The following is a 25,800-nucleotide window of genomic DNA, read 5'->3' as shown; positions in this document are numbered from 1 at the left end:
GTGATTGTCATCTATAATGGAACTAAAATATTTTTCATTTTCCCGACAGTTTGATAAACTGATTCTATTAAAACGGTAAGGAAGGTCTTAAAATGCAAAAAGAAACTTGGCGGTTTATAGACTCAGGCAATGCAAGTCCTGCATTCAATATGGCGCTTGATGAAGCGCTTTTATATTGGCACAGCGAAAAGAAAATCCCCCCGGTTATCCGTTTTTACGGCTGGAATCCGGCGACACTTTCTGTAGGGTATTTTCAAAATATTAAAAAGGAAATCAATTTTGAAGCAGTACATAAATATAATCTCGGATTCGTCAGACGCCCGACCGGCGGGAGAGGTGTGCTTCACGATCAGGAACTGACATACAGCGTAATTGTTTCGGAAGAGCACCCCGAGATGCCGGCGACTGTTACTGAGGCTTACCGGGTTATTTCAGAAGGCATACTTCAAGGCTTTAGAAATCTCGGTCTGGACGCTTACTTTGCCATCCCGAGAACTGAAAAAGAAAAAGAAAGCTTAAAAAATCCGCGGTCATCTGTTTGTTTTGACGCGCCTTCGTGGTATGAGCTAGTGGTTGAGGGGCGCAAGGTGGCGGGAAGCGCGCAAACGAGACAAAAAGGCGTGATTCTTCAGCATGGCTCCATTCTTCTTGATTTAGATGAGGACAAGCTGTTCGATCTGTTCTTATATCCAAGTGAAAGAGTAAGAGAGCGGATGCAGCGCAATTTCAAAAATAAAGCGGTTGCCATTAATGAACTCACTGAAAAGCGGGTGACGATGGATGAGGCTCGTAAAGCCTTTAAAGAAGGATTTGAAACAGGTCTTAACATTCATTTGGAGCCATATGAACTTTCTCAGGAAGAGCTTGGTTTTGTTCATCACTTGGCTGAAACAAAGTACGCTTCAGATGAATGGAATTATAAGCGGTAAACAGGGCTTTTGACCCGCGGAGCATCCTTGTTTTTTCAAGTTCATTAGTGTAAACTTGTAATGGTTTATAAAGTTAAGGTGCTTTTTGGGAGGGTTTCGATGACAACACCAAGTATGGAAGATTATATTGAACAGATTTATATGCTGATTGAAGAAAAAGGATATGCACGAGTTTCCGATATCGCGGAAGCATTGGCAGTCCATCCCTCCTCTGTAACAAAAATGGTTCAAAAACTAGATAAAGACGAATATTTAATTTATGAAAAATATCGCGGTCTCGTGTTAACGTCTAAAGGGAAAAAAATAGGCAAACGGCTGGTATACAGACATGAATTGCTTGAGCAGTTTTTAAGAATCATTGGTGTTGATGAAGAGAAAATATATAACGATGTCGAAGGAATCGAACATCATTTAAGCTGGAACAGTATTGATCGCATCGGGGATCTTGTTCAATATTTTGAAGAAGATGATGCCCGTAAAAAAGATCTGAAATCAATCCAAAAGAAAACAGAACATCATAATCAGTAAAAAGGCGGTCTCGAAGGAGGCCGTCTTTTTTGATACGCTGACGCCACCCGTCATTCGTTGGTCTATTTCTTCGCGTGTTTTCTTAAAATGGTAATAAACGATCGGATGGAGGGGGAGGGAATGAGATGTATATTGACGGTGTTTTTTCCGGCGGAGGAGTAAAAGGCATTGCGCTCGCAGGCGCTTATGAAGTGCTTGAGGAAAAAGGCTTCCGCTTTAAAAGAGTTGCGGGTACAAGCGCCGGCGCCATTATTGCCGCTTTCATTGCGTCAGGTTACACCAGTAAGGAAATCCACGCTTTAATTGAAGAAGTGGACGGAGAGAAATTGCTGGACCAGAGGTACTCATTTCTCCCCTTAAAGATGCTCCAGTGGGTGTCCATCTACTGGCGTCTTGGCTTATACAAAGGCGATACGATAGAAAAATGGATTGCTGATCTGTTAAGAGCGAAAGGCATAAGGGTTTTCGGCGATTTGCAGAAAGGGTCTCTGCGCCTTATTGCTTCTGATTTGACAAACGGCACCATGATTGTTTTGCCGGACGATTTGGCCCGTTACGGGTTAAATCCTGATATGTTCCCGGTTGCCAGAGCGGTCAGAATGAGCTGCAGCATCCCGTATTTCTTTGAACCGATAAAATTAAAAACGGACACAGGCACCGCCACGGTTGTCGACGGAGGCGTGTTAAGCAATTTTCCAATCTGGCTGTTTTCAAAGGAAAGAAAGCGCCCTGTGATCGGTGTCACACTTGCGCCGCGTGAAAGAGAGCGTCCGAAAAAAAATATCCGCAACGCTTTTGAACTGTTCGGCGCCCTGTTTGAAACGATGAAGGATGCTCATGACGCAAGGCACATTGCGTCACGCTATGAACAAAATATCATTTTTCTCCCTGTCGATGACGTAATGGCCACTGATTTTCATTTAACACAACAAAAAAAACTAGCCCTGATTGAGCTAGGTAAAAGACGGACAGAGCTGTTTTTAAAGCAGTGGACCTATTAAAAAAGCGCTCTGTTTTTCTTTTTATTTTTTTTCCCTTCTATAACAGTCAGCTGAGTCTGGCTTTTTTTCTTGAGAATCATCGGTTTAGGCTTGCTGGCGCTCGGAACGCTTCGCAGGTGGCTGACACGTCCCTTATGTCCGGCGCGGTGTTTTGCTTTTTGTTCTTTCATCCGGCGCCGCGATTGTTTCGCCGCTTTTTTGAAGGCTGCTCCTTCGCTGCCCGCATTTCGATTCATTACATATTTCACAATAAAATAAATAATGATACCTGCCACGATGACGGTTACCGCCATTTTTGCCATTTCTCCGGGATTGGTTACCAGCACATAGAGGAAACCGAACGCTCCCAGCGCAATTAATACAGCAATAATAGGTTGTACACGATGATTCATAACTGTCCACCTCCGAAAGTAATAGCAGGGCAACGGATTTTAGATGACGTTGTGAGAAGGCTTCTGATTTTGCTCAGACAATGCTTCGAGTCTGAGAAGTTCGTTAAAGCTTTCGATGGCAACTTCAACCTGGTCATCCTTAGGTTCCTTTGTGGTTAACAGCTGAAGCCAAAGTCCCGGGTACCCAAGTAATTTCAGACCGGGAATGTCACGCACTTTGTTTGTCAGCTGCAGAACTTCAAAGGATAGACCAAGCACGACCGGTATCAGTGCGACACGATCTATAACACGCAGCCAAAGCGGATCTGTCGGAACGAGTAAATAAACAAACATGCCGACAATAATCGTAAATAAAATAAAGCTTGATCCGCAGCGGTAATGAAGCCGAGATTGGTTTTGGACATTCTCCACAGTAATTGGCAAATTCTGTTCATAACAGTTTATGACTTTATGTTCGGCTCCATGATATTGAAACACTCTTTTAATAAGCGGTGTCATGGACAAAAAATAGATGTAACCGAGCAGCAAAATCAACTTAAACAGGCTTTCAACCGCGATTTGCGCCGTGTCCGAGGAAAAAATCGGCCTTGTCAGTTCCGCTAAGAAAACTGGAACCAATGTAAATACGAATTTACTGAACAAAAATGATAGGACGCCTATAACTGCGAGGCTGAGATACATAGACAGCCCGGAGGATTTTTTTTCTTCCTGCTCAAGTGTCTCGTCTTCAGATGGATCGAGCCCGTAACGTTCGCTTGAAAAATTCAAATGCTTTGTGCCGTTTGCACTCGCTTCGATAATGGCCGCGATCCCCCGTAAAAACGGTATCTTTTTCACGATGTTCAGTTTCGGGTTGTGTTTGCGTGGAAGCTTAAAAAAGTCAATGCTTCCATCCGTTCTTCTGATGGCTGTAACGTAATGATGCTTTCCGCCAAACATAACGCCTTCCACAACAGCCTGCCCGCCGTAAGCGGGCGGAACTTTATGTTTTGACATATTATCAACCTGCCTATTTCTTTAGGATTGCTAACCATTTCCTTTCACTCTATTGTACAGGAAACAGCGCTAAACCTCTAGATTGACAGGCTGAAAAAATTGCCATAGCCTTGCTTTTTCTACATGCATTATACCCTTTATTTTCAAATTTTACTCGCAGCTGTCAAAAAGTGTGAGCTTTTTTATTGACATTTCATTTTTTGGGCACACTTTAACTGGAGGTGCCATGATGACAAGCGAAAAAGATACAGAACAAAATGAAGAATTGAATGAGAAGCAAAAGCCGCCTGTTTCAATGGCCGGCAGAGTGGCGGCAACAGGTTTTTGCGGAGGCGTACTTTGGAGTTTCGTTGCTTATATCGCATACTTGTTTCATTTTTCCGAAATCAGCCCGAATATGATATTGCAGCCGTTTGTGCTCGGAGAGTGGAAAAAACATGGGCTGGGAACGGTAATCAGCATCATTTTGATTGGAGTAATTTCAATTGGCGCAGCGTTTCTTTATTTTCTTCTATTGAAACGTTTAAAAACAATGTGGCCGGGTATTTTATACGGCTTGGTGCTTTGGCTGCTCGTGTTTTTTGTTTTTAATCCGATTTTTCCAGATGTGCGCACGGTGACCGAACTGACATCAGATACAATTATTACGACCATTTGCATTTATTTGCTTTACGGGCTGTTTGTCGGGTATTCCATTTCATTTGAATACAATGAGCTGAATTCGGAAAAGCTTGCACGTGCGCTGGGAATGCATAGAGAATAGTGTATAATCCTTTTCCAGTATGATAAAATGTTCACGAGAAGTGAACATTTTTTACATGAGAAACCCTCGCGAAAAGGAGAGATTATGTGCCTCATTTTTTGATTTTAAACGGACCGAATGTTAACCGGCTTGGGAGTCGTGAGCCTGAAGTATTCGGACGCCAGACACTGACCGATATTGAAACAGATCTTTTTCAGTTTGCTGAAGCCTTACATATCCAGCTCACTTTCTTCCAGTCTAATCACGAAGGTGATTTGATAGATGCGATACATGAGGCTGAGGAGCAATACAGCGGGATTGTTCTGAACCCTGGCGCCTTGAGTCATTACAGTTATGCGATCAGGGATGCTGTTTCAAGCATCAGTCTTCCTGTGGTAGAGGTGCATTTATCAAACTTATACGCCAGGGAAGAATTCAGGCATCAGTCGGTTATCGCTCCTGTTGCGAAAGGGCAGATTGTCGGTCTTGGAGCTGAAGGCTACAAGCTTGCTGTTCGCTACTTATTAAGCCAGCAAGGGGGAGAATCAAGATGAAGCTAGAGAAATTAAGAAACCTGTTTGGACAGCTGGGAATTGACGGCATGCTGATTACAAGCAGCACGAATGTACGCTATATGACAGGGTTTACAGGTTCGGCGGGTTTGGCTGTTATATCGGGTGACAAAGCAGCGTTTATTACGGATTTTCGTTATACTGAGCAGGCGAAGGTTCAGGTAAAGGGTTTTGAGATCATTGAACATGGCGGCAGCTTGATTCAGACCACTGCCGACACTGTTGAATCGTTTGGCATCAAGCGTCTCGGCTTTGAACAGAACAGCATGACATATGGCACTTACGCTTCATACAGCGCCGTTATCAGTGATGCCGAATTAGTGCCTGTGGCTGAATCCGTGGAAAAGTTGCGCTTGATTAAGTCTAGTGAAGAGATTAAGATATTAGAGGAAGCTGCGAAGATTGCAGATGATGCCTTCAGACATATCTTGACGTTTATGAAACCCGGCATTTCTGAAATCGCTGTTGCCAATGAGCTGGAGTTTTATATGAGAAGACAGGGAGCAGACAGCTCTTCTTTTGATATGATTGTCGCCTCAGGCCTTCGTTCAAGCCTTCCGCACGGTGTGGCCAGTGACAAACTGATTGAAAGCGGAGACCTTGTTACGCTTGATTTTGGCGCTTATTATAAAGGATATTGTTCTGATATTACCCGGACGGTCGCTGTAGGTCAGCCCAGTGATCAATTGAAGGAGATCTATCAGGTTGTATTTGATGCTCAGGCGCTTGGCGTCGCACATATTAAGCCGGGAATGACAGGAAAAGAGGCTGACGCCCTCACAAGGGATCATATTGCTGCAAAAGGCTACGGTGACTATTTCGGCCATTCAACCGGGCACGGGCTCGGCATGGAAGTTCATGAATCGCCGGGATTATCCGTCAGATCTTCAGCTATCCTTGAACCGGGTATGGTGGTCACAGTGGAGCCGGGCATTTACATACCAGAAACAGGCGGTGTCCGCATTGAAGATGACATCGTGATTACAGAAAACGGCAACCGGACAATCACCCATTCCCCAAAAGAACTTATTATTTTGTGATTGGAATATAGGAGGACATTAAACATGATTTCAGTTAACGATTTCCGTACAGGATTAACAATTGAAGTAGATGGCGGCATTTGGCGCGTCGTTGACTTCCAGCACGTAAAACCTGGAAAAGGTGCGGCATTTGTCCGCTCTAAACTCCGCAACCTTCGCACTGGCGCGATTCAGGAAAAAACATTCCGCGCTGGTGAAAAAGTAGCGAAAGCGCAAATCGAAACCAAAACAATGCAATATCTATATGCAAACGGAGATCAGCACGTATTTATGGATACTTCTTCTTATGAGCAGCTTGAACTGAGCGCAACTCAAATCGAAGAAGAATTAAAATACCTGCTAGAAAACATGTCTGTGCATATCATGATGTACCAGGATGAAACACTTGGTATCGAACTTCCAAACACAGTTGAGCTGAAAGTTGTTGAAACTGAACCTGGTATTAAAGGTGATACAGCGTCAGGCGGTACAAAACCTGCGAAAACTGAAACCGGGCTTGTTGTAAACGTGCCGTTCTTTGTGAACGAAGGCGACACACTTGTTGTCAATACATCAGACGGTTCTTACGTTTCAAGAGCATAGAAAGAAAAAAAGAAGTCTGTTCCCAAATGGGAGCAGGCTTTTTTTGTGCCCAAAAACAGAATCTTTCTTTTATACGAAAATGACAAGACTACTTCAGCAAGCTAGAGCATATCATATAAAAAAATGGGAGGTTGGGAGAGTGCTATGAAATTTTTACTTGGAAATATCAATTCTACTGTTTTAACAATGGCGGGATTACGAGTTTTATCCTCTATGATTGAGCTGACGGCAGCAATTGTCATGCTTGTGACCAACGATGTCCGGAAGGCGGTTGTGGTTAACAGCATTCTCGCTATTGTCGGTCCGTTGATTTTTATCATTACGATGACTGTCGGAATCTACCAAATTGCCGGGCAGCTTTCGTATGCAAAGCTGATTCTGATTTTTACGGGTGTTGTTTTGATTTTGGCGGGTGTTCATAAATAAAGAGAGGCTTGTCATAAAGTCTGCCTCACATCATACATTTTAAAGAAGCCAATCGGTAGAAAGGAGGAGGCTCTGTTGAATGAAATCGCTGAGGTTCTCCCTGAATCCATGAAAAACGCCCTTTCTGAAATACCGGAACAACAATGGCTGGAAATCGAAGAAGTCAGAATTCGGATCAACCGCCCTGTTGAATTGATTCGAAGAGGACAACCTGTGTATTTGTCCTATGCGGGCACGGCCGAGGATGCCCATCTGATCCTGAGCCGGCTCAGCAACTATAGTATGTATACACTTGAAGAAGAGCTGAAGAAAGGGTATGTCACGATCAGAGGCGGCCACAGAGTCGGACTGGCGGGCAGAGTGATTACGGAAAACGGAGGTGTGAAAGGCCTCCGTGACATCGCATCTTTTAATATACGAATTGCCCGGCAAAAGCTGGGGATTGCAGAGCCGCTGCTTCCATACTTATATCAAAGCAGCTGGCTGAATACGCTGATTATCGGACCGCCCCAAACCGGCAAAACAACACTTCTCCGGGACCTTGCGAGGCTCTCAAGCACCGGCAAAAAACCCATGCTGCCCGTTAAGACAGGAATCGTCGATGAACGGTCAGAAATTGCCGGATGTCTTCGCGGCATTCCGCAGCATCAATTTGGTCAGAGAATTGACGTGTTAGACGCCTGTCCAAAAGCTGAAGGGCTGATGATGATGATTCGATCCATGAGCCCTGAGTTGATGATTGTCGATGAAATCGGGCGTATGGAAGATACAGATGCACTTCTGGAGGCACTGCATGCCGGTGTTTCAGTAATCGTATCGGCGCATGGCTGGAGCATATCCGACCTGATGAAGCGGCCTTCATTGAAGCGTTTGTGGGAAGAAAGAGCCTTTGACCGCTATTTGGAATTATCAAGAGCAAAAGGGCCGGGCACAGTGAGCCAAATTTATGACAAAGACGGAAATGTGCTGTCTAGGACGACGGGCGTGAAAACATGCTGAAGCTGCTGGGCGCTGTATTCATTGTGGTAGCGACAACATGGACAGGTTTTGAGATGGCGAAGATTTATACAGAACGGCCGCGGCAAATCCGCCAGCTGCGTGCGGCGCTTCAATCCCTCGAGGCTGAAATCATGTACGGCCATACACCGCTTCATACTGCTTCACAGCAGATTGCCAAACAGCTCGCACAGCCTGTTTCAGCTCTTTTTTCCGCATTCAGTGATCAGCTGGACAAGGGAAGTGATTCCGCGAAAACGGCGTGGGAGCAAAGCTTAAAGAAGGTATGGGACACCCTGTCTTTGAAAAAAAGCGAATACGAAGTGCTGAAGCAGTTTGGCGAGACGCTCGGGATTCATGATCGAATCTCTCAGCAAAAGCACATCAAGCTGGCGCTGACACATTTGGAAGCCTCTGAAGCGGATGCTGAGCAGGCGCAAGCGAAAAATGAAAATATGATAAAAAGTTTGGGCTTTTTAGCGGGCTTGTTACTCATTCTTCTATTGATGTAAACGTGAGGGGAGCAAAAATAAAATGGGAGTAGACGTGAATGTCATATTTCAAATTGCCGGAGTGGGAATCGTGGTCGCTTTTTTACACACGATATTGGATCAGATGGGCAAGAAAGAATATGCTCAGTGGGTGACGCTGTTAGGTTTTATCTATATTTTATTTATGGTCGCCACGATTGTAGATGACCTATTTAAAAAGATAAAAGCTGTGTTTTTATTTCAAGGATAGGGGGGCTTGCAGATTGACATTGTTCAAATTGTAGGTTTAGGGCTGATCGCCACCTTCCTTTCTTTAATTGTAAAAGAACAAAAGCCGACTTTTGCGTTTTTAATCGTCGTTTTTGCCGGATGTGCCATTTTTCTTTATTTGGTAGACCAAATCTACGACATTATTCGAATGATAGAAAAAATTGCGATTAATGCAAATGTCAACATGGTCTATGTTGAAACCATTTTAAAGATTATCGGAATCGCCTATATTGCTGAATTCGGGGCACAGCTCACAAAAGATGCCGGTCAAGGAGCCATCGCCTCGAAAATAGAATTGGCGGGGAAAATTTTAATACTCGTAATGGCTGTGCCTATTTTAACCGTCATTATCGAAACGATTCTCGGACTTATACCTTCTATGTCATAACCGAAAGGAGGCGGTAGATTGAAGCGCTTTCAATGGGTTTTGCTTTTGGCCGTGCTGATCATAGCAGGCCGTGCAGAAATTGTACAAGCAGCTGGTAATGCAGAACAAACGGAAGACCATGCTGAAACAGCCGAGCAATTAGCGGAAAGGACAGCAGCCTCGCTTGAAACAGATAAGATCGGGGAATTTTGGAATGACATTATGACAGAATACGGCGGACTGCTGCCGGAAAGCCAAAAAGGTAGCTTAATGGAGTTTATCAATGGCGATAAATCATTCTCACCGCAAGAATGGCTGAAAGCTCTCTTTTCTTATTTGTTTCATGAAGTGCTTGCCAACGGAAAGCTGCTGGGCACATTGATTTTGCTCACGATTTTTTGCGTCATTCTGCAGCTTCTGCAAAATGCTTTTCAGCAAAGCACCGTCAGTAAGGTCGCTTACTCAATTGTGTACATGGTGCTGATTATCCTTGCGCTTAATAGCTTTCATGTGGCAATTAACTATGCAACTGAGGCGATTCAAACGATGACCAGCTTTATCCTGGCGCTCATTCCGCTCCTCTTGGCGCTTTTGGCTTCCTCAGGCGGAGCTGTATCTGCTGCCTTCTTTCATCCTGTTATCCTCTTCCTGATGAACACGAGCGGTCTCTTGATTCAGAATATCGTCATGCCGCTGATTTTCTTATCAGCGATTCTGAGCATTGTCAGCACCATGACCGAACAATACAAAGTAACACAGCTGGCCAACCTGCTCAGAAATATCGCCATCGGAGCGCTGGCTGTTTTTCTTACCATCTTTCTCGGCGTCATCTCTGTTCAGGGAGCCTCAGCTGCAGTGACAGACGGCATTACGCTCAGGACGGCTAAATTTATAACCGGAAATTTTATTCCTGTGCTTGGCCGAATGTTTACAGACGCAACAGATACAGTAATCAGCGCCTCTTTACTGCTGAAAAATACGGTAGGGATTCTCGGTGTCGCTATTTTGATCTGTATCGCGGCATTTCCGGCAATCAAAGTGCTTTCCCTCGCTTTTATTTATAAGCTGGCAGCCGCGATTCTTCAGCCGCTTGGAGGCGGACCCGTCATCACCTGCCTCGACGTCATCAGCAAAAGCGTCATTTATATTTTTGCAGCTCTCGCTATTGTGTCTCTCATGTTTTTTTTAAGCCTTACTGTCATAATCACAGCCGGAAACCTCACGATGATGATGAAATGAAGGAGGCAGGCGAATGAGTTTTTTAACGGAATGGCTTACCACTATCGTGTTGTTTATCCTATTTGCAATTGTGATTGATATGCTGCTGCCGAGCTCCAGCATGCAAAAGTACGCAAAAATGGTAGTCAGCCTGCTCTTGATTGTCGTCATGCTTACGCCGATTTTTAAACTTTTCAAGACAGACCCCGAAATCATCTTTGAATATCTCACAAAAAACGGGCAGTCAGAGTCTGCCGACATAAAAAATCAAATCAATTCAAAAAAAATAGAAATACAAGCTTCCCAGCGCGCATATATTCTAGAAGAAATGGCTGTCCAACTAAAAAAGAAAGCGGAGGAGAGATTCAGTCATGATGAATATAAAGTAGGCCGCATCAAACTCACGGCAGGAGAAAAGGTAGATTCAGAAGAGGATATTAAAACAATCAGCGTGTATATGGCCCCGTCTTCTGAAAAAACGGTCCAAACGGTCGCGCCGGTCCACATTGATACAGATCATGCATACGTAACGAAAGAAGCAGCCGAACAAAAAGAAGCCAAACAGATAAAAACGCAGCTCGCGGACATTTGGGAAATCGGAAGTGAGAAAATTACGGTTCATATGGAAGGCGGGGAGAGTGTCGGCAATGAATAAAAACGGATTATGGAATGTATTGAAAAAGCAGTTTCTTCCGGGACAAACGAAGGACGGCGAAAAGCCGAAGCTGACCAAATATCATTACTTTCTATTCGTTTTTGTTCTCGGAGTTTCCTTTATGCTTGTCAGCCAGCTGTTTTCTTCACCTGAGAAAACAGAAAACGCCAAAACGATAACGGCCGTATCATCACAACATTCCGCGGGCAGTAAAGAGAAAACAGCTGAAGTGTTTAAAGCCTCAAAATCTGATAAACCTAAAGACTCGATCGATGACTATGAAAAAGAATACGAAAATCAACTGAAAGAAATTCTTGAAACAATCATTGGTGTGGACGATGTCTCGGTTGTCGTGAATGTAGATGCAACGTCGCTGAAAGTATACGAAAAAAACAAATCAAACAAAAATACAACCACTGAAGAAACTGATAAAGAAGGCGGAAAAAGAAGCGTTACAGACCAATCATCGGAGGAAGAAATCGTCATGATCAAAAACGGCGATAAAGAAACACCTGTCGTCGTCCAAACGAAAAAACCTGATATACGCGGTGTACTCGTTGTTGCTCAAGGAGTGGACAACGTTCAAATAAAACAAACCATTATCGAAGCGGTGACACGGGTCCTGGATGTTCCAAGCCACCGGGTTGCGGTTGCCCCTAAAAAAATAAAGGAGGATTCATAAATGCTTAAAAAACAAACCGTTTGGCTATTAACAATGCTTAGTCTTGTCGTGGTGTTAAGCGTCTACTATATCATGTCGCCGGAAAGCAAAAACGCCGTTCAGATGCAAAGTGAAAAAAGCGCGTCTGACAGCGGAGAGGTCGCAACTGAAAAAGCGCCTGCCAAGCAAGACACGAAGGAAAAAAGCGGTACAGAAACTGAAAAAGGAAAAGAAGATGGAACAAAGGGAACGAAAGATTCATCAGCAGACAAGGAAACATCCGCTGAAGCCAGTGAAAAAGGAACTGTTGTTACGGAAACAGCCGATGATGATCTGTTTACAACGTACCGTCTTGATTTAGAAGATGCCAGAAGCAAAGAAAGAGAAGAGCTGAATGCCATTGTGTCAAGCGATGATGCAACAGCCAAGGAGAAAAGCGAAGCATACGATAAAATGACGGCTCTCAGTGAAGTGGAAGGAACAGAAAAACAGCTTGAAACGCTGATTAAAACACAAGGTTACGAGGATGCGCTTGTTAATGCTGAAGGAGATAAAATCAATATTACAGTCAAATCAGACAAACACTCCAAAGCGAAGGCGACAGCCATTATAGACCTTGTGGCAAAAGAAATCAAAACAATGAAAGATGTCGCTGTCACATTTGAACCATCCAAGTAAGAAAGAGGAAAAAGAAGCCCGCTAAACAAGCGGGCTTTTTGCGTTGCTGTCATATTAGAGTTGAATTCAAAAGTCCGCTCCTGTAAGATGAACATAGTATGTACTTTTAGTAGTAACCTATAAAAAAGAAATTTCATACATAGGAGTGCGATTGAATGTTAAATATCAAAGAAATCCACGAGCTGATTAAAGCAATTGACGAGTCTACAATTGACGAATTCGTATATGAAAATGAAGGTGTATCCTTAAAACTGAAAAAACACGAAGCAGGCACGGTTCAAGTCATGCAGCAGGCACCGGCAGCACCTGTACAAGCACAGGCTCCGCAGGCAGTTCAGCCGCAAGCGCAGCAAGCAGCGGCACCTGCCCAAGAAGCACCAAAGCAAGATGAGAATCTGCATAAAATCACTTCACCAATGGTAGGAACATTTTATGCTTCTTCATCACCGGAAGCTGGCCCGTATGTAACAGCCGGTTCAAAAGTAAATGAAAACACAGTTGTCTGCATTGTAGAAGCAATGAAGCTTTTCAACGAAATCGAAGCAGAAGTGAAAGGCGAAATCGTTGAAGTATTAGTAGAAAACGGCCAGCTGGTCGAATACGGACAACCTCTATTTCTTGTAAAAGCGGAGTAAGGAGACTGAACATGATTAAAAAGCTATTGATCGCCAACAGAGGAGAAATTGCTGTCAGAATCATCAGAGCCTGCAGAGAGCTCGGAATTGAGACTGTCGCTGTTTATTCAGAAGCTGATAAAGATGCCCTTCATGTTCAAATGGCCGATGAAGCTTTTTGTATCGGACCGAAAGCATCAAAAGACAGCTATTTAAACGTTACAAATATTGTGAGTGTTGCAAAGCTGACTGGCACGGACGCCATTCATCCGGGATACGGATTTTTAGCTGAAAATGCTGATTTCGCTGAATTATGTGAAGAAGTGAATGTCACGTTTGTCGGCCCGAGCGCTGACGCCATTTCAAAAATGGGAACAAAAGACGTTGCGCGGGAAACGATGAAACAGGCCGGCGTGCCAATCGTACCGGGTTCACAGGGAATTATAGAAAATGTGGAAGAAGCGGTTTCGCTTGCTAATGAAATTGGGTATCCTGTAATTATAAAAGCCACCGCAGGCGGAGGCGGAAAAGGAATTAGGGTTGCCCGCACTGAAGAGGAACTGATTAATGGCATTAAGATTACACAGCAGGAAGCGGCAACTGCATTCGGAAATCCAGGTGTATACATCGAAAAATACATAGAAGATTTTCGCCACGTTGAGATCCAAGTGCTTGCTGATAACTACGGAAATACGATCCATTTGGGCGAACGCGACTGCTCGATCCAAAGACGCCTGCAAAAGCTTTTGGAAGAATCACCATCTCCTGCCCTTGATTCAGAAATCAGGGAGCAAATGGGAGATGCAGCGGTAAAGGCTGCAAAAGCGGTTGGCTATACAGGTGCTGGAACAGTTGAATTTATCTATGACTACAATGAACAGCGCTATTACTTCATGGAAATGAACACGAGAATTCAGGTAGAGCACCCAGTCACAGAAATGGTGACGGGAACTGACCTGATCAAGGAACAAATCAAAGTGGCATCAGGAATGGAACTGAGCCTCAAGCAAGAAGATGTTGAATTTGAAGGCTGGGCCATCGAATGCCGAATCAACGCAGAAAACCCAAGTAAAAATTTCATGCCGTCACCTGGTGAAATTAAAATGTACCTGCCTCCTGGCGGTCTTGGTGTCCGTGTTGATTCAGCTGCGTACCCTGGCTATTCCATCCCACCGTACTATGACAGCATGATTGCAAAGGTCATCACATACGGAAAAACGAGGGATGAAGCGATTGCCCGCATGAAGCGCGCATTGAGCGAATTCGTCATCGAAGGCATTGAGACAACAATCCCTTTCCATTTAAAACTGCTTGAACACGAAACATTTGTGAGCGGAGAGTTTAATACGAAATTTTTAGAAACATATGATGTAATGGGCTCATAATTTTTACGGAGGTGAATTGAATGAAAGACAACAGCTTGCTTAAAATGGATCACGAAGATACGCATTTGGGTAAGGTTGAGATTGCACCGGAGGTCATTGAGGTCATTGCCGGCATTGCAGCATCAGAAGTTGATGGGGTTGCCGAAATGCGCGGAAACTTTGCGACAGGCGTCGTTGAGCGCTTTGGCAAAGTGAATCATGGCAAAGGTGTCAAAGTCGACCTGGCGGAAGACGGAATTACGATCGATGTATACTGTGTCGTTACATTTGGCGTTTCGATTCCGAAAGTTGCAGCATCCGTTCAGGAAAACATTCGTCAAACCTTATTAAATATGACGTCTCTTTCGATTAACGAGATCAATATTCACATCGTCGGCATTCAATTTGACACAAAAGCCCAAGAAGTCCAAATCGACGAAGAAATGTAAATGGCTTAACACGAAACCAAGGGGAGGGCGGCCCTTTGGTTTTTTTACACGTTACCCTTTATTTCAAAGCATGAAGAAAGCCGGCTTACATAGCCGAGTTTCTTCATGAACGTGAAATCCGAATAATCATATTAAGGTGTGTGAAAATATTCGGTAATAGGGTAAAAAACCTTGATTTCAATATGCGGATACGAAAAAAATATGTTATGATCTCTTTGTGGCTTAACGACAAGCGGATAAAGAGGATCAAAGGAGAAAGAAAATGAAAAGAAGAACAGCAAGAGAAAAAGCTTTGCAGGCACTATTTCAAATTGATGTCAGCGATATTGCAGTGAATGAAGCCATAGAACACGCACTGGATGAAGAAAAAACAGATCCTTTCTTTGAACAGCTTGTACACGGGGTATTGGAACACCAAGACCAGCTGGATGAAATGATCTCCAAGCATCTGGTGAATTGGAAGCTCGATCGGATTGCCAATGTTGACCGTGCGATTTTGCGCCTGGCAGCATATGAAATGGCATATGCCGAAGACATTCCGGTGAATGTCTCCATGAACGAAGCGATTGAGCTGGCAAAACGGTTTGGTGATGACAAAGCGACAAAGTTTGTAAACGGGGTTCTTTCTAACATTAAATCTGATATTGAACAATCATAGGAGGAAAGAAAATGACTGCAACAATCATCGACGGAAAAGAAACGGCTAGAGAAAAACGCGAACAATTGGCAAAAGAGGTAGAAGAGCTTAAAAAGCAAGGCGTCACTCCCGGACTGGCGGTTATTTTGATTGGAGATGATCCTGCTTCTCACTCTTACGTGCGAGGAAAGAAAAAAGCGGCAGAAACAATGGGAATGAATTTCAAGCTCGATCAATTTGACAGCAGCCTCACAGAAGCTGAACTGCTTTCCATTATTGATCAATATAACCAAGACCCTGAGTTTCATGGCATTCTCGTTCAGCTTCCGCTCCCAGACCATATTTCTGAAAAAGCGGTGATCGAACGTATCTCCCCTGATAAAGATGTAGACGGTTTTCATCCGTTAAACGTAGGGAAAATGCTGCTTGGCGAAGATACGTTTCTTCCTTGCACGCCTCATGGAATTGTTGAGCTTTTGAAGAAAACCAATATTGACCTTTCCGGTAAAGAGGTTGTTGTAGTCGGCCGAAGCAACATTGTCGGCAAACCTGTCGGCCAGCTTTTATTAAATGAAAACGCGACGGTTACTTACTGTCATTCAAGAACAGAAAATATTACTGAACATACGAAAAAAGCGGACATCCTGGTGGTGGCAGTCGGCAGAGCCAACTTCATCAGTGCAGACCAGATCAAAGAGGGCGCTGTTGTCATTGACGTCGGCGTTAACCGTCTGGAAAACGGAAAGCTTTGCGGAGACGTTGAATTTGAAGGGGCAAAGAAAAAAGCGTCCTTCATCACGCCGGTTCCGGGCGGAGTAGGTCCGATGACCATCACGATGCTTGCGCATAATACTGTTAAATCTGCGAAACGTACGTTATCATAGATAATTGGAGATATTCACAGGCGAAATGTTTGCCCGCCTTGAATATGAGCACGATACCCGCTTCTTCAGGCTCCTAAAGCCAGGGCGGGTTTTCTTTAGTTATGGTGCAGGAATGCTTAGGAGAGGAGTTTTTAGACATGGGTGAAGCAGCGTATGTGACCGTCTCAGCGCTGACAAAGTATATAAAACGAAAATTCGATGTAGATCCTCACCTTGAAAATATTTGGATTAAAGGCGAATTGTCGAATGTAAAGATACACACACGAGGGCATATTTATTTCACTTTAAAAGACGAAAACGCAAGAATGCAGTCGGTGATGTTCGCGAGACAAAGCGAGCGTCTGCCTTTTAAACCTGAAAACGGAATGAAAGTGCTGGTAAGAGGCGGAATTTCCGTATATGAACCGAGCGGAAACTATCAATTATATGCCAAAGAAATGCAGCCTGACGGGATTGGAGCGCTTTATTTAGCGTACGAAGAATTAAAAAAGAAGCTTGCCGGAGAAGGTTTATTTGACGACCGCTACAAAAAACAAATCCCCGCATTTCCAGCCACAATCGGGGTTGTGACATCTCCAACGGGTGCCGCTGTCAGAGACGTTATTACAACTCTAAAAAGAAGATATCCCCTTGTAAAAGTCATTGTTCTTCCAGCGCTCGTACAAGGTGAAAATGCGAGCAGATCCATCGTTACGCGCATTGAAGAGGCAAATGAAAAAGAGATTTGCGACGTATTAATTGTCGGGAGAGGCGGCGGTTCGATAGAAGAACTGTGGGCATTCAATGAAGAAATTGTAGCACGCGCCATCTTTGCTTCCAATATTCCGATTATATCGGCAGTCGGACATGAGACGGATTTTACGATCAGTGATTTTGTCGCCGATATCAGAGCTGCGACGCCGACAGGAGCAGCTGAGATTGCTGTGCCTCATACCACTGATTTAATCGAACGGACAAAAACAGCGGAAGTCAGAATGACAAGAGCAATGCAGCAGCATCTCGGCCAGAAAAAAGAACGGATACAAACGCTGCAATCGTCCTATGCCTTTCGTTTTCCAAAGCGTTTGTATGCGCAAAAAGAGCAGCAGTTTGACCTCGCGTACCAGCAGTTTCAAGCACAGCTGACCGCTCTTTTAGATCGGAAAAGCAGACAGCTGGAGCGTGAAACGTACAGATTAGAGGCACTGCATCCTCATGAACAGCTGAAACAAGCAAGAACACGATATCAGGAACAAACAAATCAGCTGAGAAAAAATATGAATATCCAAATGAAGCAGCTGCATTCCCAATTTCAAACCGTTCTTGGCAAGCTGAATGCACTAAGTCCTCTTCAAGTGATGGAAAGAGGATACAGCTTGGCTTATAAAGAAGATAAACTCATTAAAAGTGTCAGTCAAATAGAAGAGCAGGACCGGCTTGAAGTCAAGCTGAAGGATGGCGTGCTGACCTGTGAAGTATTAGAAAAGAGAGGGGAAGAAAAATGACAGACGTGAAAAAAAATGAAAACATGACATTTGAAGAAGCGATGAAAGGGCTTGAGAGCATTGTATCAAAGCTTGAAGAGGGAGATGTGCCTCTAGAGCAAGCCATTAACTATTTCCAAGAAGGCATGGCTCTGTCAAAAATGTGCCATGAAAAGCTGCAAAAAGTCGAAAAGCAAATGGACTTCATTTTAAAAGAAGACGGCGAACTGGCACCTTTCAGTGTTCAGGAGGAAGACGAAGGTGACAAATAAATTAACGAGCTTTCTGGCGGACCGGAAAAAAACAATTGAAAATCAGCTTTCTGTCTATACAGAAAAGCTTGATATGCCGGACTCATTAAAGAAGTCTATGCTGTATTCTCTACAGGCCGGCGGAAAGCGGTTGCGGCCTCTGATTGTACTGGCTGTTTTAAACGCATATGGAAAAAGCGAAAAAGACGGCATTCCGGTGGGCTGTGCTGTCGAAATGATTCACACGTATTCGTTAATTCATGATGATCTTCCATGCATGGATGATGACGATTTGCGCCGCGGGAAGCCGACAAACCATAAAGTGTTTGGTGAAGCGACGGCAGTATTAGCGGGTGACGGGCTGCTCACAGAAAGCTTTAAGCTGATTACCTCCCACGTGTCAGACGAGGTGTCAGCAGAAAAGCGCCTGCGGCTTGTGAATGAACTGATTTCAGCGGCAGGCACCGAAGGCATGGTCGGTGGGCAAGTAGCTGATATGGAAGCGGAAAACCGACAAGTCACGCTTGAAGAGCTCGAATCCATTCATGAACGGAAAACTGCCAAGCTCCTTGGCTTTTGTGTAATCGCCGGTGCTATTTTGGCTGATGCGCCTGAGGAAGACATTGAAACACTGCGTACCTTCAGCAGCCACATTGGAATCGGATTTCAAATCAGAGACGATATTTTAGATTTAGAAGGCAGTGAAGAGAAAATCGGCAAACGTGTCGGCTCGGATACCACAAATGACAAATCGACATACCCGTCGCTTCTTTCATTGGAAGGGGCCAAACATAAATTGGATGTTCATATAAAAGAGGCGAAGCGATTGATCGGCGGACTCTCTCTTCAAAAAGACCTTTTATATGAGCTTTGTGATTTAATTGCGGCAAGAGATCACTAAAACGATCCTAATTTGAAGCGGCTGCACGAGATATGGTAAAATGTAAGCAGTTTATATGAAAAATGAAAAGGAAAAGCGCGTTTGTCTTTTTTTATGTCTGAGATTATTGTCAGCTCGGCATGCAAAAGACATGTATCATTGCAGAAATTCATGCTGAAAGTGAGTTGATCCGCTTTGGATCTTTTATCAATACAGGACCCGTCGTTTTTAAAAAACATGTCCATTGATGAATTAGAGAAATTAAGTGATGAAATCCGTCAGTTTTTAATTACAAGTTTATCCGCTTCTGGCGGCCACATCGGCCCAAACTTAGGTGTCGTAGAGCTTACTATTGCTCTGCATAAGGAATTTAACAGCCCGAAAGACAAATTTTTATGGGATGTAGGCCATCAATCGTATGTCCATAAGCTGCTGACAGGACGCGGAAAAGAATTTGCGACGCTTCGCCAGTACAAAGGGCTTTGCGGATTTCCAAAGCGGAGTGAAAGCGAGCACGATGTTTGGGAAACCGGGCACAGCTCGACTTCTCTGTCAGGCGCGATGGGAATGGCAGCTGCCCGTGATATTAAAGGAACGGATGAATATATTATTCCGATCATTGGTGACGGCGCGCTGACCGGCGGAATGGCGCTCGAAGCCCTTAACCACATCGGCGACGAGAAAAAAGACATGATTGTCATCCTTAATGATAATGAAATGAGTATTGCGCCGAATGTCGGTGCCATTCACTCTATGCTCGGACGGCTCCGTACTGCGGGGAAATACCAGTGGGTTAAAGATGAGCTTGAATACTTATTTAAAAAGATTCCGGCAGTTGGGGGCAAGCTTGCCGCCACGGCGGAACGAGTCAAAGACAGCCTGAAATACATGCTCGTCTCCGGAATGTTTTTCGAGGAGCTCGGTTTTACGTATTTGGGCCCGGTGGACGGACATTCTTATCATGAGCTGATTGAGAATCTTCAATACGCCAAAAAAACGAAAGGCCCTGTTCTTCTGCATGTCATCACGAAAAAAGGGAAGGGGTACAAACCGGCTGAGACCGATACGATTGGGACATGGCATGGTACCGGACCATATAAAATTAATACCGGTGACTTTGTAAAGCCGAAAGCCGCAGCTCCTTCGTGGAGCGGTCTTGTCAGCGGAACTGTGCAGCGAATGGCGCGCGAGGACGGACGCATTGTAGCCATTACGCCGGCTATGCCTGTCGGTTCAAAGCTTGAAGGTTTCGCAAAGGAATTCCCTGACCGGATGTTCGACGTAGGAATCGCAGAACAGCATGCCGCAACGATGGCGGCAGCTATGGCAATGCAGGGTATGAAGCCGTTTTTGGCGATTTACTCAACCTTCTTGCAAAGGGCATATGACCAAGTTGTCCATGATATCTGCCGCCAAAAGGCCAATGTGTTTATTGGAATTGACCGTGCAGGACTCGTTGGCGCTGATGGAGAGACACATCAAGGCGTGTTTGATATTGCGTTTATGCGCCACATTCCAAACATGGTCTTAATGATGCCGAAAGACGAAAATGAAGGCCAGCACATGGTTCATACAGCACTTAGCTATGACGAAGGCCCGATAGCGATGCGTTTTCCGCGCGGAAACGGACTCGGCGTAAAAATGGATGAACAGTTGAAAACGATTCCGATCGGTACGTGGGAGGTGCTGCGTCCGGGGAACGATGCTGTCATCTTAACATTCGGCACAACAATCGAAATGGCGATTGAAGCAGCCGAAGAGCTGCAGAAAGAAGGCCTTTCCGTGCGCGTTGTGAATGCGCGTTTTATTAAGCCGATTGATGAAAAGATGATGAAGAGTATCCTAAAAGAAGGCTTGCCAATTTTAACAATTGAAGAAGCGGTCTTAGAAGGCGGTTTCGGAAGCTCGATTTTAGAATTCGCTCATGATCAAGGTGAATATCATACTCCGATTGACAGAATGGGTATACCTGATCGGTTTATTGAACACGGAAGCGTAACGGCGCTTCTTGAGGAAATTGGACTGACAAAACAGCAGGTGGCAAATCGTATTAGATTACTGATGCCGCCAAAGACACACAAAGGAATTGGATCATGACGTCAAAGAAAGAACGATTAGATGTGTTATTAGTGGAAAGAGGGCTGGCGGAAACGCGTGAAAAAGCCAAAAGAGCCATTATGGCGGGGATCGTCTATTCAAACGAAAACCGCTTGGACAAGCCTGGAGAAAAAATTGACCGCGACCTTCCGTTAACCGTCAAAGGAAACCCGTTGAGGTATGTGAGCAGGGGCGGCTTAAAGCTCGAAAAAGCGTTGAAGGAATTTCCCGTCTCTGTCAAAGATAAAATTATGATTGATATTGGCTCCTCCACCGGCGGTTTTACGGACTGCGCTTTGCAAAATGGAGCTAAACAGTCATACGCTGTGGATGTAGGCTATAATCAGCTTGCATGGAAGCTTAGACAGGATGAACGGGTCGTCGTGATGGAACGGACGAACTTTCGTTATGCAACACCGGCAGACTTTACAAAGGGCATGCCGGAGTTTGCCACAATTGATGTGTCCTTTATTTCACTGCGGCTCATCCTGCCTGTCCTAAGGACTTTACTCGTACCGGGCAGCGACTGCATGGCTCTAGTTAAGCCTCAGTTTGAAGCGGGACGGGAATCCGTTGGCAAAAAAGGGATTGTCAGAGATCCTAAAGTGCATGCTGATGTGCTCAAGCGAATGATCAGTTTTTCTGCCGCTGAAGGCTATATCTGTAAAGGCTTGTCATTTTCTCCAATCACGGGAGGAGACGGAAATATTGAGTTTCTCCTTCATTTGCATTGGCCGGGAGAGGGACAGGAAGGCCAGGAGCTGCCGGAAGAAGAGATCATGCGCGTTGTAGAAGAAGCACATAAGACGTTAAAAGAAAAAAAAGCAGATGTACCGGAATAATAGGGCGCTATTATTCCTTTTTTCTGCATTCATGTACAATGTGCAGAGAATCATATAACATAAAAGAACAGATAAGCTTGGAAATAGAGGTGCTTACATGAACAAAGGCCAGAGGCATATTAAAATTAGAGAGATCATTACAAGCAATGAAATCGAAACGCAGGATGAATTGGTCGACATGCTAAAGCAGGATGGATACAAAGTAACGCAAGCCACGGTATCACGGGATATTAAAGAACTTCACCTTGTAAAAGTGCCTACAAATAATGGTTCTTACAAATACAGTCTTCCGGCGGACCAGCGTTTCAATCCGCTGTCTAAGCTAAAGCGGGCCTTGATGGACGCATTTGTGAAAATAGACTCTGCAAGCCATATGATCGTACTGAAAACGATGCCGGGCAATGCTCAGGCAATCGGGGCGCTGATGGACAATTTGGACTGGGATGAAATTATGGGGACCATTTGCGGAGATGACACGATTTTAATTATTTGCCGGACTCCTGGAGATACAGAGGGTGTAAAAAACAGACTGCTTGAACTGCTGTAAGAATCTAACAAAGATAAGAGGTGTAATGCTGTTTGTTAGCTGAACTATCGATTAAAAACTTTGCCATTATTGAGGAACTGACGGTTTCTTTTGAACGCGGGCTTACGGTTTTAACAGGAGAAACCGGAGCCGGCAAATCCATCATCATAGATGCCATTTCTCTTTTAGTCGGAGGCCGCGGATCATCTGAATTTGTTAGATATGGGGAAGCAAAAGCCGAACTTGAAGGGCTGTTTCTGTTGGAGAGCGGCCATCCTGTTTTAGGCGTATGCGCTGAACAGGGAATCGACGTTTCAGACGAAATGATCGTCATGAGAAGGGATATCAGCACGAGCGGGAAAAGCGTTTGCCGTGTCAATGGCAAGCTTGTCACGATTGCTTCGCTAAGAGAGATCGGCAGGCTTTTATTAGATATTCACGGGCAGCACGATAACCAGCTGTTAATGGAAGACGAAAATCATCTCCAGCTTTTGGACAAGTTTGCCGGGGCCGAAGTGGAAAGCGCGCTTAAAACGTATCAGGAAGGGTACCAGCGGTATATGAAGCTGCTCAAAAAGCTTAAGCAGCTTTCTGAAAGCGAACAGGAAATGGCCCATCGTCTTGATCTTATTCAATTTCAGCTCGAAGAAATCGAATCGGCAAAGCTTGAGCTTAACGAAGATGAACAGCTCCAAGAAGAGCGCCAGCAAATTTCAAACTTTGAGAAGATATATGAATCGCTGCAAAATGCATATAACGCGCTTCGCAGTGAGCAGGGCGGATTGGACTGGGTCGGAATGGCATCTGCGCAGCTTGAAGATATCTCTGATATTAACGAACCGCTGAAAAAACTGTCTGAAAGTGTTTCGAACTCCTACTATTTGCTTGAGGATGCCACATTTCAGATGAGAAATATGCTGGATGAGCTTGAATTTGATCCGGAACGCCTGAACTATATTGAGACACGACTTAATGAAATCAAACAGCTGAAACGAAAATACGGTGCCACTGTTGAAGACATTTTGGAATATGCTTCTAAAATTGAAGAAGAGATTGACCAAATTGAAAACAGGGACAGCCACCTTCAAAGCTTGAAAAAGGAGCTTGACTCCGTCGGCAAAGATGTCGCAGTGGAAGCGGCAAATGTTTCACAAATCCGAAAAACATGGGCGAAAAAGCTGGCTGGTGAGATTCATCGGGAATTAAAAAGCCTGTACATGGAAAAATCAACTTTTGATACGGAATTTAAGGTCAGAACAGTGTCACGCAATGAAGAGGCGCCGATTGTAAACGGCCAGCCCGTTCAGCTGACTGAACAAGGGATTGACCTTGTGAAGTTTTTAATTTCAACCAATACAGGCGAGCCTCTGAAATCCCTTTCGAAAGTCGCTTCAGGTGGAGAGCTGTCACGGGTGATGCTTGCCATAAAAAGCATTTTTTCCTCACAACAGGATGTGACATCGATCATTTTTGACGAGGTTGATACCGGTGTAAGCGGCAGGGTCGCACAGGCAATCGCTGAGAAGATCCATAAGGTGTCAATAGGTTCACAAGTGCTGTGCATTACACACCTGCCTCAGGTGGCTGCCATGGCAGATACGCATCTTTATATTGCGAAGGAGTTAAAAGACGGCAGAACGACGACACGTGTTAAGCCGCTCTCTAAGCAGGAAAAGGTAGCGGAAATCGGACGCATGATTGCAGGTGTCGAAGTAACCGACTTAACGAAACGCCATGCGAAAGAACTTTTAAAACAAGCGGATCAAGTCAAAACAACTGGGTAAGCTGCGCGAGAAGCGCAGCTTATTTTTTTCGTGCGCATCCATTCGTTCATCAGTATATCCAATGTTTTTCTTCATATGACAGTTATAAATAAGCCGTCAGAAGGCAAAATTAAATGATGTAGCAGCAAGTCATAAAGAAGGTGTGGGATAGGAGCGAGGAGAGTGAAGTAGTGAATGCCCGATAACATCAGAAAAGCAGTAGGTTTAATTCTCCTTGTTTCGTTATTAAGTGTAGGTTTATGCAAACCGCTAAAAGAATATTTACTGATTCCAACGCAAATGAGAGTATTTGAAACCCAAACACAAGCGATTGAAACGAGTTTATCGGTAAACGCTCAGCCATCAGAATCCTCGGAAGCGTTTACAGTAAAGAAAGATCCGCATGAAATCAAGGTGACGGGCAAAAAATCAGGTGAGTCAGAATTGGTATACGATCTTGCCGGATTTCCAATAAAAAAAACAAAAGTGCATGTTCTTCCTGATTTAAAGGTTATACCTGGCGGACAATCAATCGGTGTAAAACTTCATTCCGTCGGTGTTCTTGTCGTCGGATTTCATCAAATCAATACAAGTGAAGGCAAAAAATCTCCGGGAGAAACGGCCGGAATTGAAGCGGGCGACATCATTATTGAGATGAATGGACAGAAAATTGAAAAAATGAATGATGTAGCCCCATTTATTCAAAAGGCTGGGAAAACTGGTGAATCTTTAGATTTACTGATCAAACGTGATAAACAGAAAATCAAAACGAAGCTGATCCCAGAAAAGGATGAAGGAGAAGGCAAATACAGAATCGGGTTATATATCAGAGATTCTGCTGCCGGCATCGGCACTATGACCTTTTATGAACCGAAAACAAAAAAATACGGAGCACTTGGCCACGTGATTTCCGATATGGACACAAAGAAACCAATTGTAGTGGAGAATGGAGAAATCGTTAAATCCACTGTAACATCAATTGAAAAAGGGATAGGCGGTAATCCGGGTGAAAAACTGGCGCGATTTTCCTCAGAACGCAAAACGATCGGGGATATTAACAGAAACAGCCCGTTTGGGATTTTCGGCACACTGCATCAGCCGATTCAAAACAACATATCAGATCAAGCATTGCCGGTTGCGTTTTCTACCGAAGTCAAAAAAGGGCCGGCTGAAATTTTAACGGTTATTGATGATGACAAAGTAGAAAAATTCGATATTGAAATCGTCAGCACAACGCCGCAAAAATTCCCTGCGACAAAAGGAATGGTGTTGAAAATTACCGATCCAAGGTTGTTGAAAGAAACAGGAGGCATCGTACAGGGGATGAGCGGAAGCCCGATTATTCAAAATGGAAAAGTGATCGGTGCTGTCACCCATGTATTTGTAAATGACCCGACAAGCGGCTACGGTGTTCATATTGAATGGATGCTGTCAGAAGCAGGAATCGATATTTACGGAAAAGAAAAAGCAAGCTGACTGCCGGAGT

General features: G+C 44.3%; 31 protein-coding genes. 29 read left to right on the top strand and 2 right to left on the bottom strand.

Annotation, left to right across the window (positions count from 1 at the left end; genetic code table 11):
- Positions 1-92: 92 nt before the first annotated feature.
- The 3 genes from lipM (at position 93) to M1D65_RS12050 (ending at position 2,458) form a co-directional block, all read left to right on the top strand.
- Positions 93-929 carry an octanoyltransferase LipM gene (gene lipM, locus M1D65_RS12060; RefSeq protein WP_014480244.1) on the top strand — a complete coding sequence of 279 codons (837 nt, stop codon included), beginning with the start codon at positions 93-95 and terminating at the stop codon, positions 927-929.
- Between the two features lie 99 nt (positions 930-1,028).
- Complete coding sequence (gene mntR / locus M1D65_RS12055) at positions 1,029-1,457, top strand: transcriptional regulator MntR (protein ID WP_003236923.1); 429 nt, start codon at positions 1,029-1,031, stop codon at positions 1,455-1,457.
- 125 nt (positions 1,458-1,582) lie between these two features.
- On the top strand, positions 1,583-2,458 hold the full coding sequence (locus tag M1D65_RS12050; RefSeq protein ID WP_003230220.1) for a patatin-like phospholipase family protein: 876 nt from the start codon (positions 1,583-1,585) through the stop codon (positions 2,456-2,458).
- Here the strand turns inward: M1D65_RS12050 and M1D65_RS12045 are convergent.
- Positions 2,455-2,850, bottom strand: coding sequence for an SA1362 family protein (locus tag M1D65_RS12045; protein ID WP_003226367.1), 396 nt, complete (start codon positions 2,848-2,850; stop codon positions 2,455-2,457). The two genes, M1D65_RS12050 and M1D65_RS12045, sit on opposite strands and share 4 nt — an antisense overlap.
- A 39-nt stretch (positions 2,851-2,889) precedes the next feature.
- Positions 2,890-3,846, bottom strand: a complete 957-nt coding sequence (locus tag M1D65_RS12040) for a DUF1385 domain-containing protein (protein ID WP_032726146.1) — start codon at positions 3,844-3,846, stop codon at positions 2,890-2,892.
- Between the two features lie 226 nt (positions 3,847-4,072).
- Here M1D65_RS12040 and M1D65_RS12035 point away from each other — a divergent pair, with 226 nt between their 5' ends.
- The 26 genes from M1D65_RS12035 (at position 4,073) to spoIVB (ending at position 25,790) form a co-directional block, all read left to right on the top strand.
- Positions 4,073-4,609: a YqhR family membrane protein gene (locus M1D65_RS12035; protein WP_003230222.1), complete on the top strand. Its 537-nt coding sequence runs from the start codon at positions 4,073-4,075 to the stop codon at positions 4,607-4,609.
- A gap of 86 nt (positions 4,610-4,695) precedes the next feature.
- The gene (gene aroQ / locus M1D65_RS12030) at positions 4,696-5,142 is read left to right on the top strand and encodes a type II 3-dehydroquinate dehydratase (protein WP_003230223.1); all 447 of its coding nucleotides are present in this window, start codon (positions 4,696-4,698) and stop codon (positions 5,140-5,142) included.
- Positions 5,139-6,200, top strand: coding sequence for an aminopeptidase PapA (gene papA, locus M1D65_RS12025; protein WP_032726142.1), 1,062 nt, complete (start codon positions 5,139-5,141; stop codon positions 6,198-6,200). The genes aroQ and papA overlap by 4 nt, the downstream gene beginning before the upstream one ends.
- A gap of 24 nt (positions 6,201-6,224) precedes the next feature.
- The gene (gene efp / locus M1D65_RS12020) at positions 6,225-6,782 is read left to right on the top strand and encodes an elongation factor P (RefSeq protein ID WP_003226377.1); all 558 of its coding nucleotides are present in this window, start codon (positions 6,225-6,227) and stop codon (positions 6,780-6,782) included.
- A 144-nt stretch (positions 6,783-6,926) separates the two neighbouring features.
- The gene (locus M1D65_RS12015; protein ID WP_004398639.1) at positions 6,927-7,208 is read left to right on the top strand and encodes a YqhV family protein; all 282 of its coding nucleotides are present in this window, start codon (positions 6,927-6,929) and stop codon (positions 7,206-7,208) included.
- Positions 7,209-7,283: 75 nt separating this feature from the next.
- Positions 7,284-8,207: a stage III sporulation protein AA gene (gene spoIIIAA, locus M1D65_RS12010; protein WP_032726140.1), complete on the top strand. Its 924-nt coding sequence runs from the start codon at positions 7,284-7,286 to the stop codon at positions 8,205-8,207.
- Positions 8,201-8,716: a stage III sporulation protein SpoIIIAB gene (spoIIIAB, locus tag M1D65_RS12005; RefSeq protein WP_032726137.1), complete on the top strand. Its 516-nt coding sequence runs from the start codon at positions 8,201-8,203 to the stop codon at positions 8,714-8,716. Before spoIIIAA ends, spoIIIAB begins: the two co-directional genes overlap by 7 nt.
- A 22-nt stretch (positions 8,717-8,738) precedes the next feature.
- On the top strand, positions 8,739-8,945 hold the full coding sequence (gene spoIIIAC / locus M1D65_RS12000; RefSeq protein ID WP_003153142.1) for a stage III sporulation protein AC: 207 nt from the start codon (positions 8,739-8,741) through the stop codon (positions 8,943-8,945).
- Positions 8,946-8,951: 6 nt separating this feature from the next.
- The gene (spoIIIAD, locus tag M1D65_RS11995; RefSeq protein WP_003230228.1) at positions 8,952-9,353 is read left to right on the top strand and encodes a stage III sporulation protein AD; all 402 of its coding nucleotides are present in this window, start codon (positions 8,952-8,954) and stop codon (positions 9,351-9,353) included.
- Between the two features lie 18 nt (positions 9,354-9,371).
- Positions 9,372-10,571, top strand: a complete 1,200-nt coding sequence (spoIIIAE, locus tag M1D65_RS11990) for a stage III sporulation protein AE (protein WP_003230230.1) — start codon at positions 9,372-9,374, stop codon at positions 10,569-10,571.
- A gap of 13 nt (positions 10,572-10,584) precedes the next feature.
- Positions 10,585-11,205 carry a stage III sporulation protein AF gene (gene spoIIIAF, locus M1D65_RS11985; protein ID WP_015251730.1) on the top strand — a complete coding sequence of 207 codons (621 nt, stop codon included), beginning with the start codon at positions 10,585-10,587 and terminating at the stop codon, positions 11,203-11,205.
- Complete coding sequence (gene spoIIIAG / locus M1D65_RS11980; protein ID WP_032726135.1) at positions 11,198-11,887, top strand: stage III sporulation protein AG; 690 nt, start codon at positions 11,198-11,200, stop codon at positions 11,885-11,887. Before spoIIIAF ends, spoIIIAG begins: the two co-directional genes overlap by 8 nt.
- Positions 11,888-12,544, top strand: coding sequence for a stage III sporulation ratchet engulfment protein SpoIIIAH (spoIIIAH, locus tag M1D65_RS11975; RefSeq protein ID WP_032726133.1), 657 nt, complete (start codon positions 11,888-11,890; stop codon positions 12,542-12,544).
- 155 nt (positions 12,545-12,699) lie between these two features.
- Complete coding sequence (gene accB / locus M1D65_RS11970; RefSeq protein ID WP_003230252.1) at positions 12,700-13,179, top strand: acetyl-CoA carboxylase biotin carboxyl carrier protein; 480 nt, start codon at positions 12,700-12,702, stop codon at positions 13,177-13,179.
- An 11-nt stretch (positions 13,180-13,190) separates the two neighbouring features.
- Positions 13,191-14,543, top strand: a complete 1,353-nt coding sequence (gene accC, locus M1D65_RS11965) for an acetyl-CoA carboxylase biotin carboxylase subunit (RefSeq protein ID WP_003230253.1) — start codon at positions 13,191-13,193, stop codon at positions 14,541-14,543.
- Between the two features lie 20 nt (positions 14,544-14,563).
- Positions 14,564-14,971: a fatty acid biosynthesis protein YqhY gene (gene yqhY / locus M1D65_RS11960; RefSeq protein WP_014480235.1), complete on the top strand. Its 408-nt coding sequence runs from the start codon at positions 14,564-14,566 to the stop codon at positions 14,969-14,971.
- Between the two features lie 262 nt (positions 14,972-15,233).
- Positions 15,234-15,629 carry a transcription antitermination factor NusB gene (gene nusB / locus M1D65_RS11955; RefSeq protein WP_003230256.1) on the top strand — a complete coding sequence of 132 codons (396 nt, stop codon included), beginning with the start codon at positions 15,234-15,236 and terminating at the stop codon, positions 15,627-15,629.
- 11 nt (positions 15,630-15,640) lie between these two features.
- Positions 15,641-16,492, top strand: a complete 852-nt coding sequence (gene folD / locus M1D65_RS11950; protein WP_032726131.1) for a bifunctional methylenetetrahydrofolate dehydrogenase/methenyltetrahydrofolate cyclohydrolase FolD — start codon at positions 15,641-15,643, stop codon at positions 16,490-16,492.
- A gap of 137 nt (positions 16,493-16,629) precedes the next feature.
- A complete protein-coding gene (gene xseA, locus M1D65_RS11945; protein ID WP_032726129.1) occupies positions 16,630-17,976 on the top strand; it encodes an exodeoxyribonuclease VII large subunit in 1,347 nt (448 codons plus the stop codon).
- Complete coding sequence (locus tag M1D65_RS11940) at positions 17,973-18,227, top strand: exodeoxyribonuclease VII small subunit (protein WP_003226409.1); 255 nt, start codon at positions 17,973-17,975, stop codon at positions 18,225-18,227. Before xseA ends, M1D65_RS11940 begins: the two co-directional genes overlap by 4 nt.
- On the top strand, positions 18,217-19,107 hold the full coding sequence (locus M1D65_RS11935) for a polyprenyl synthetase family protein (RefSeq protein WP_003230262.1): 891 nt from the start codon (positions 18,217-18,219) through the stop codon (positions 19,105-19,107). Before M1D65_RS11940 ends, M1D65_RS11935 begins: the two co-directional genes overlap by 11 nt.
- Positions 19,108-19,281: 174 nt before the next feature.
- Positions 19,282-21,183 carry a 1-deoxy-D-xylulose-5-phosphate synthase gene (dxs, locus tag M1D65_RS11930; protein ID WP_038829741.1) on the top strand — a complete coding sequence of 634 codons (1,902 nt, stop codon included), beginning with the start codon at positions 19,282-19,284 and terminating at the stop codon, positions 21,181-21,183.
- Positions 21,180-22,025 (top strand): TlyA family RNA methyltransferase, encoded by an 846-nt coding sequence (locus M1D65_RS11925; protein WP_003230264.1) that lies wholly within the window; start codon positions 21,180-21,182, stop codon positions 22,023-22,025. The genes dxs and M1D65_RS11925 overlap by 4 nt, the downstream gene beginning before the upstream one ends.
- Before the next feature lie 97 nt (positions 22,026-22,122).
- Positions 22,123-22,572, top strand: a complete 450-nt coding sequence (gene argR / locus M1D65_RS11920; protein WP_021480005.1) for an arginine repressor ArgR — start codon at positions 22,123-22,125, stop codon at positions 22,570-22,572.
- A gap of 32 nt (positions 22,573-22,604) precedes the next feature.
- Positions 22,605-24,335, top strand: coding sequence for a DNA repair protein RecN (gene recN / locus M1D65_RS11915; RefSeq protein ID WP_456270586.1), 1,731 nt, complete (start codon positions 22,605-22,607; stop codon positions 24,333-24,335).
- Positions 24,336-24,509: 174 nt separating this feature from the next.
- Positions 24,510-25,790, top strand: a complete 1,281-nt coding sequence (spoIVB, locus tag M1D65_RS11910) for a SpoIVB peptidase (protein WP_032726122.1) — start codon at positions 24,510-24,512, stop codon at positions 25,788-25,790.
- Positions 25,791-25,800: the final 10 nt, after the last annotated feature.

The organism is Bacillus sp. JZ39, assembly GCF_053903145.1.
The sequence above is the reverse complement of the archived record's forward strand: the minus strand, read 5'-3'. Positions and strand labels throughout refer to the sequence as shown.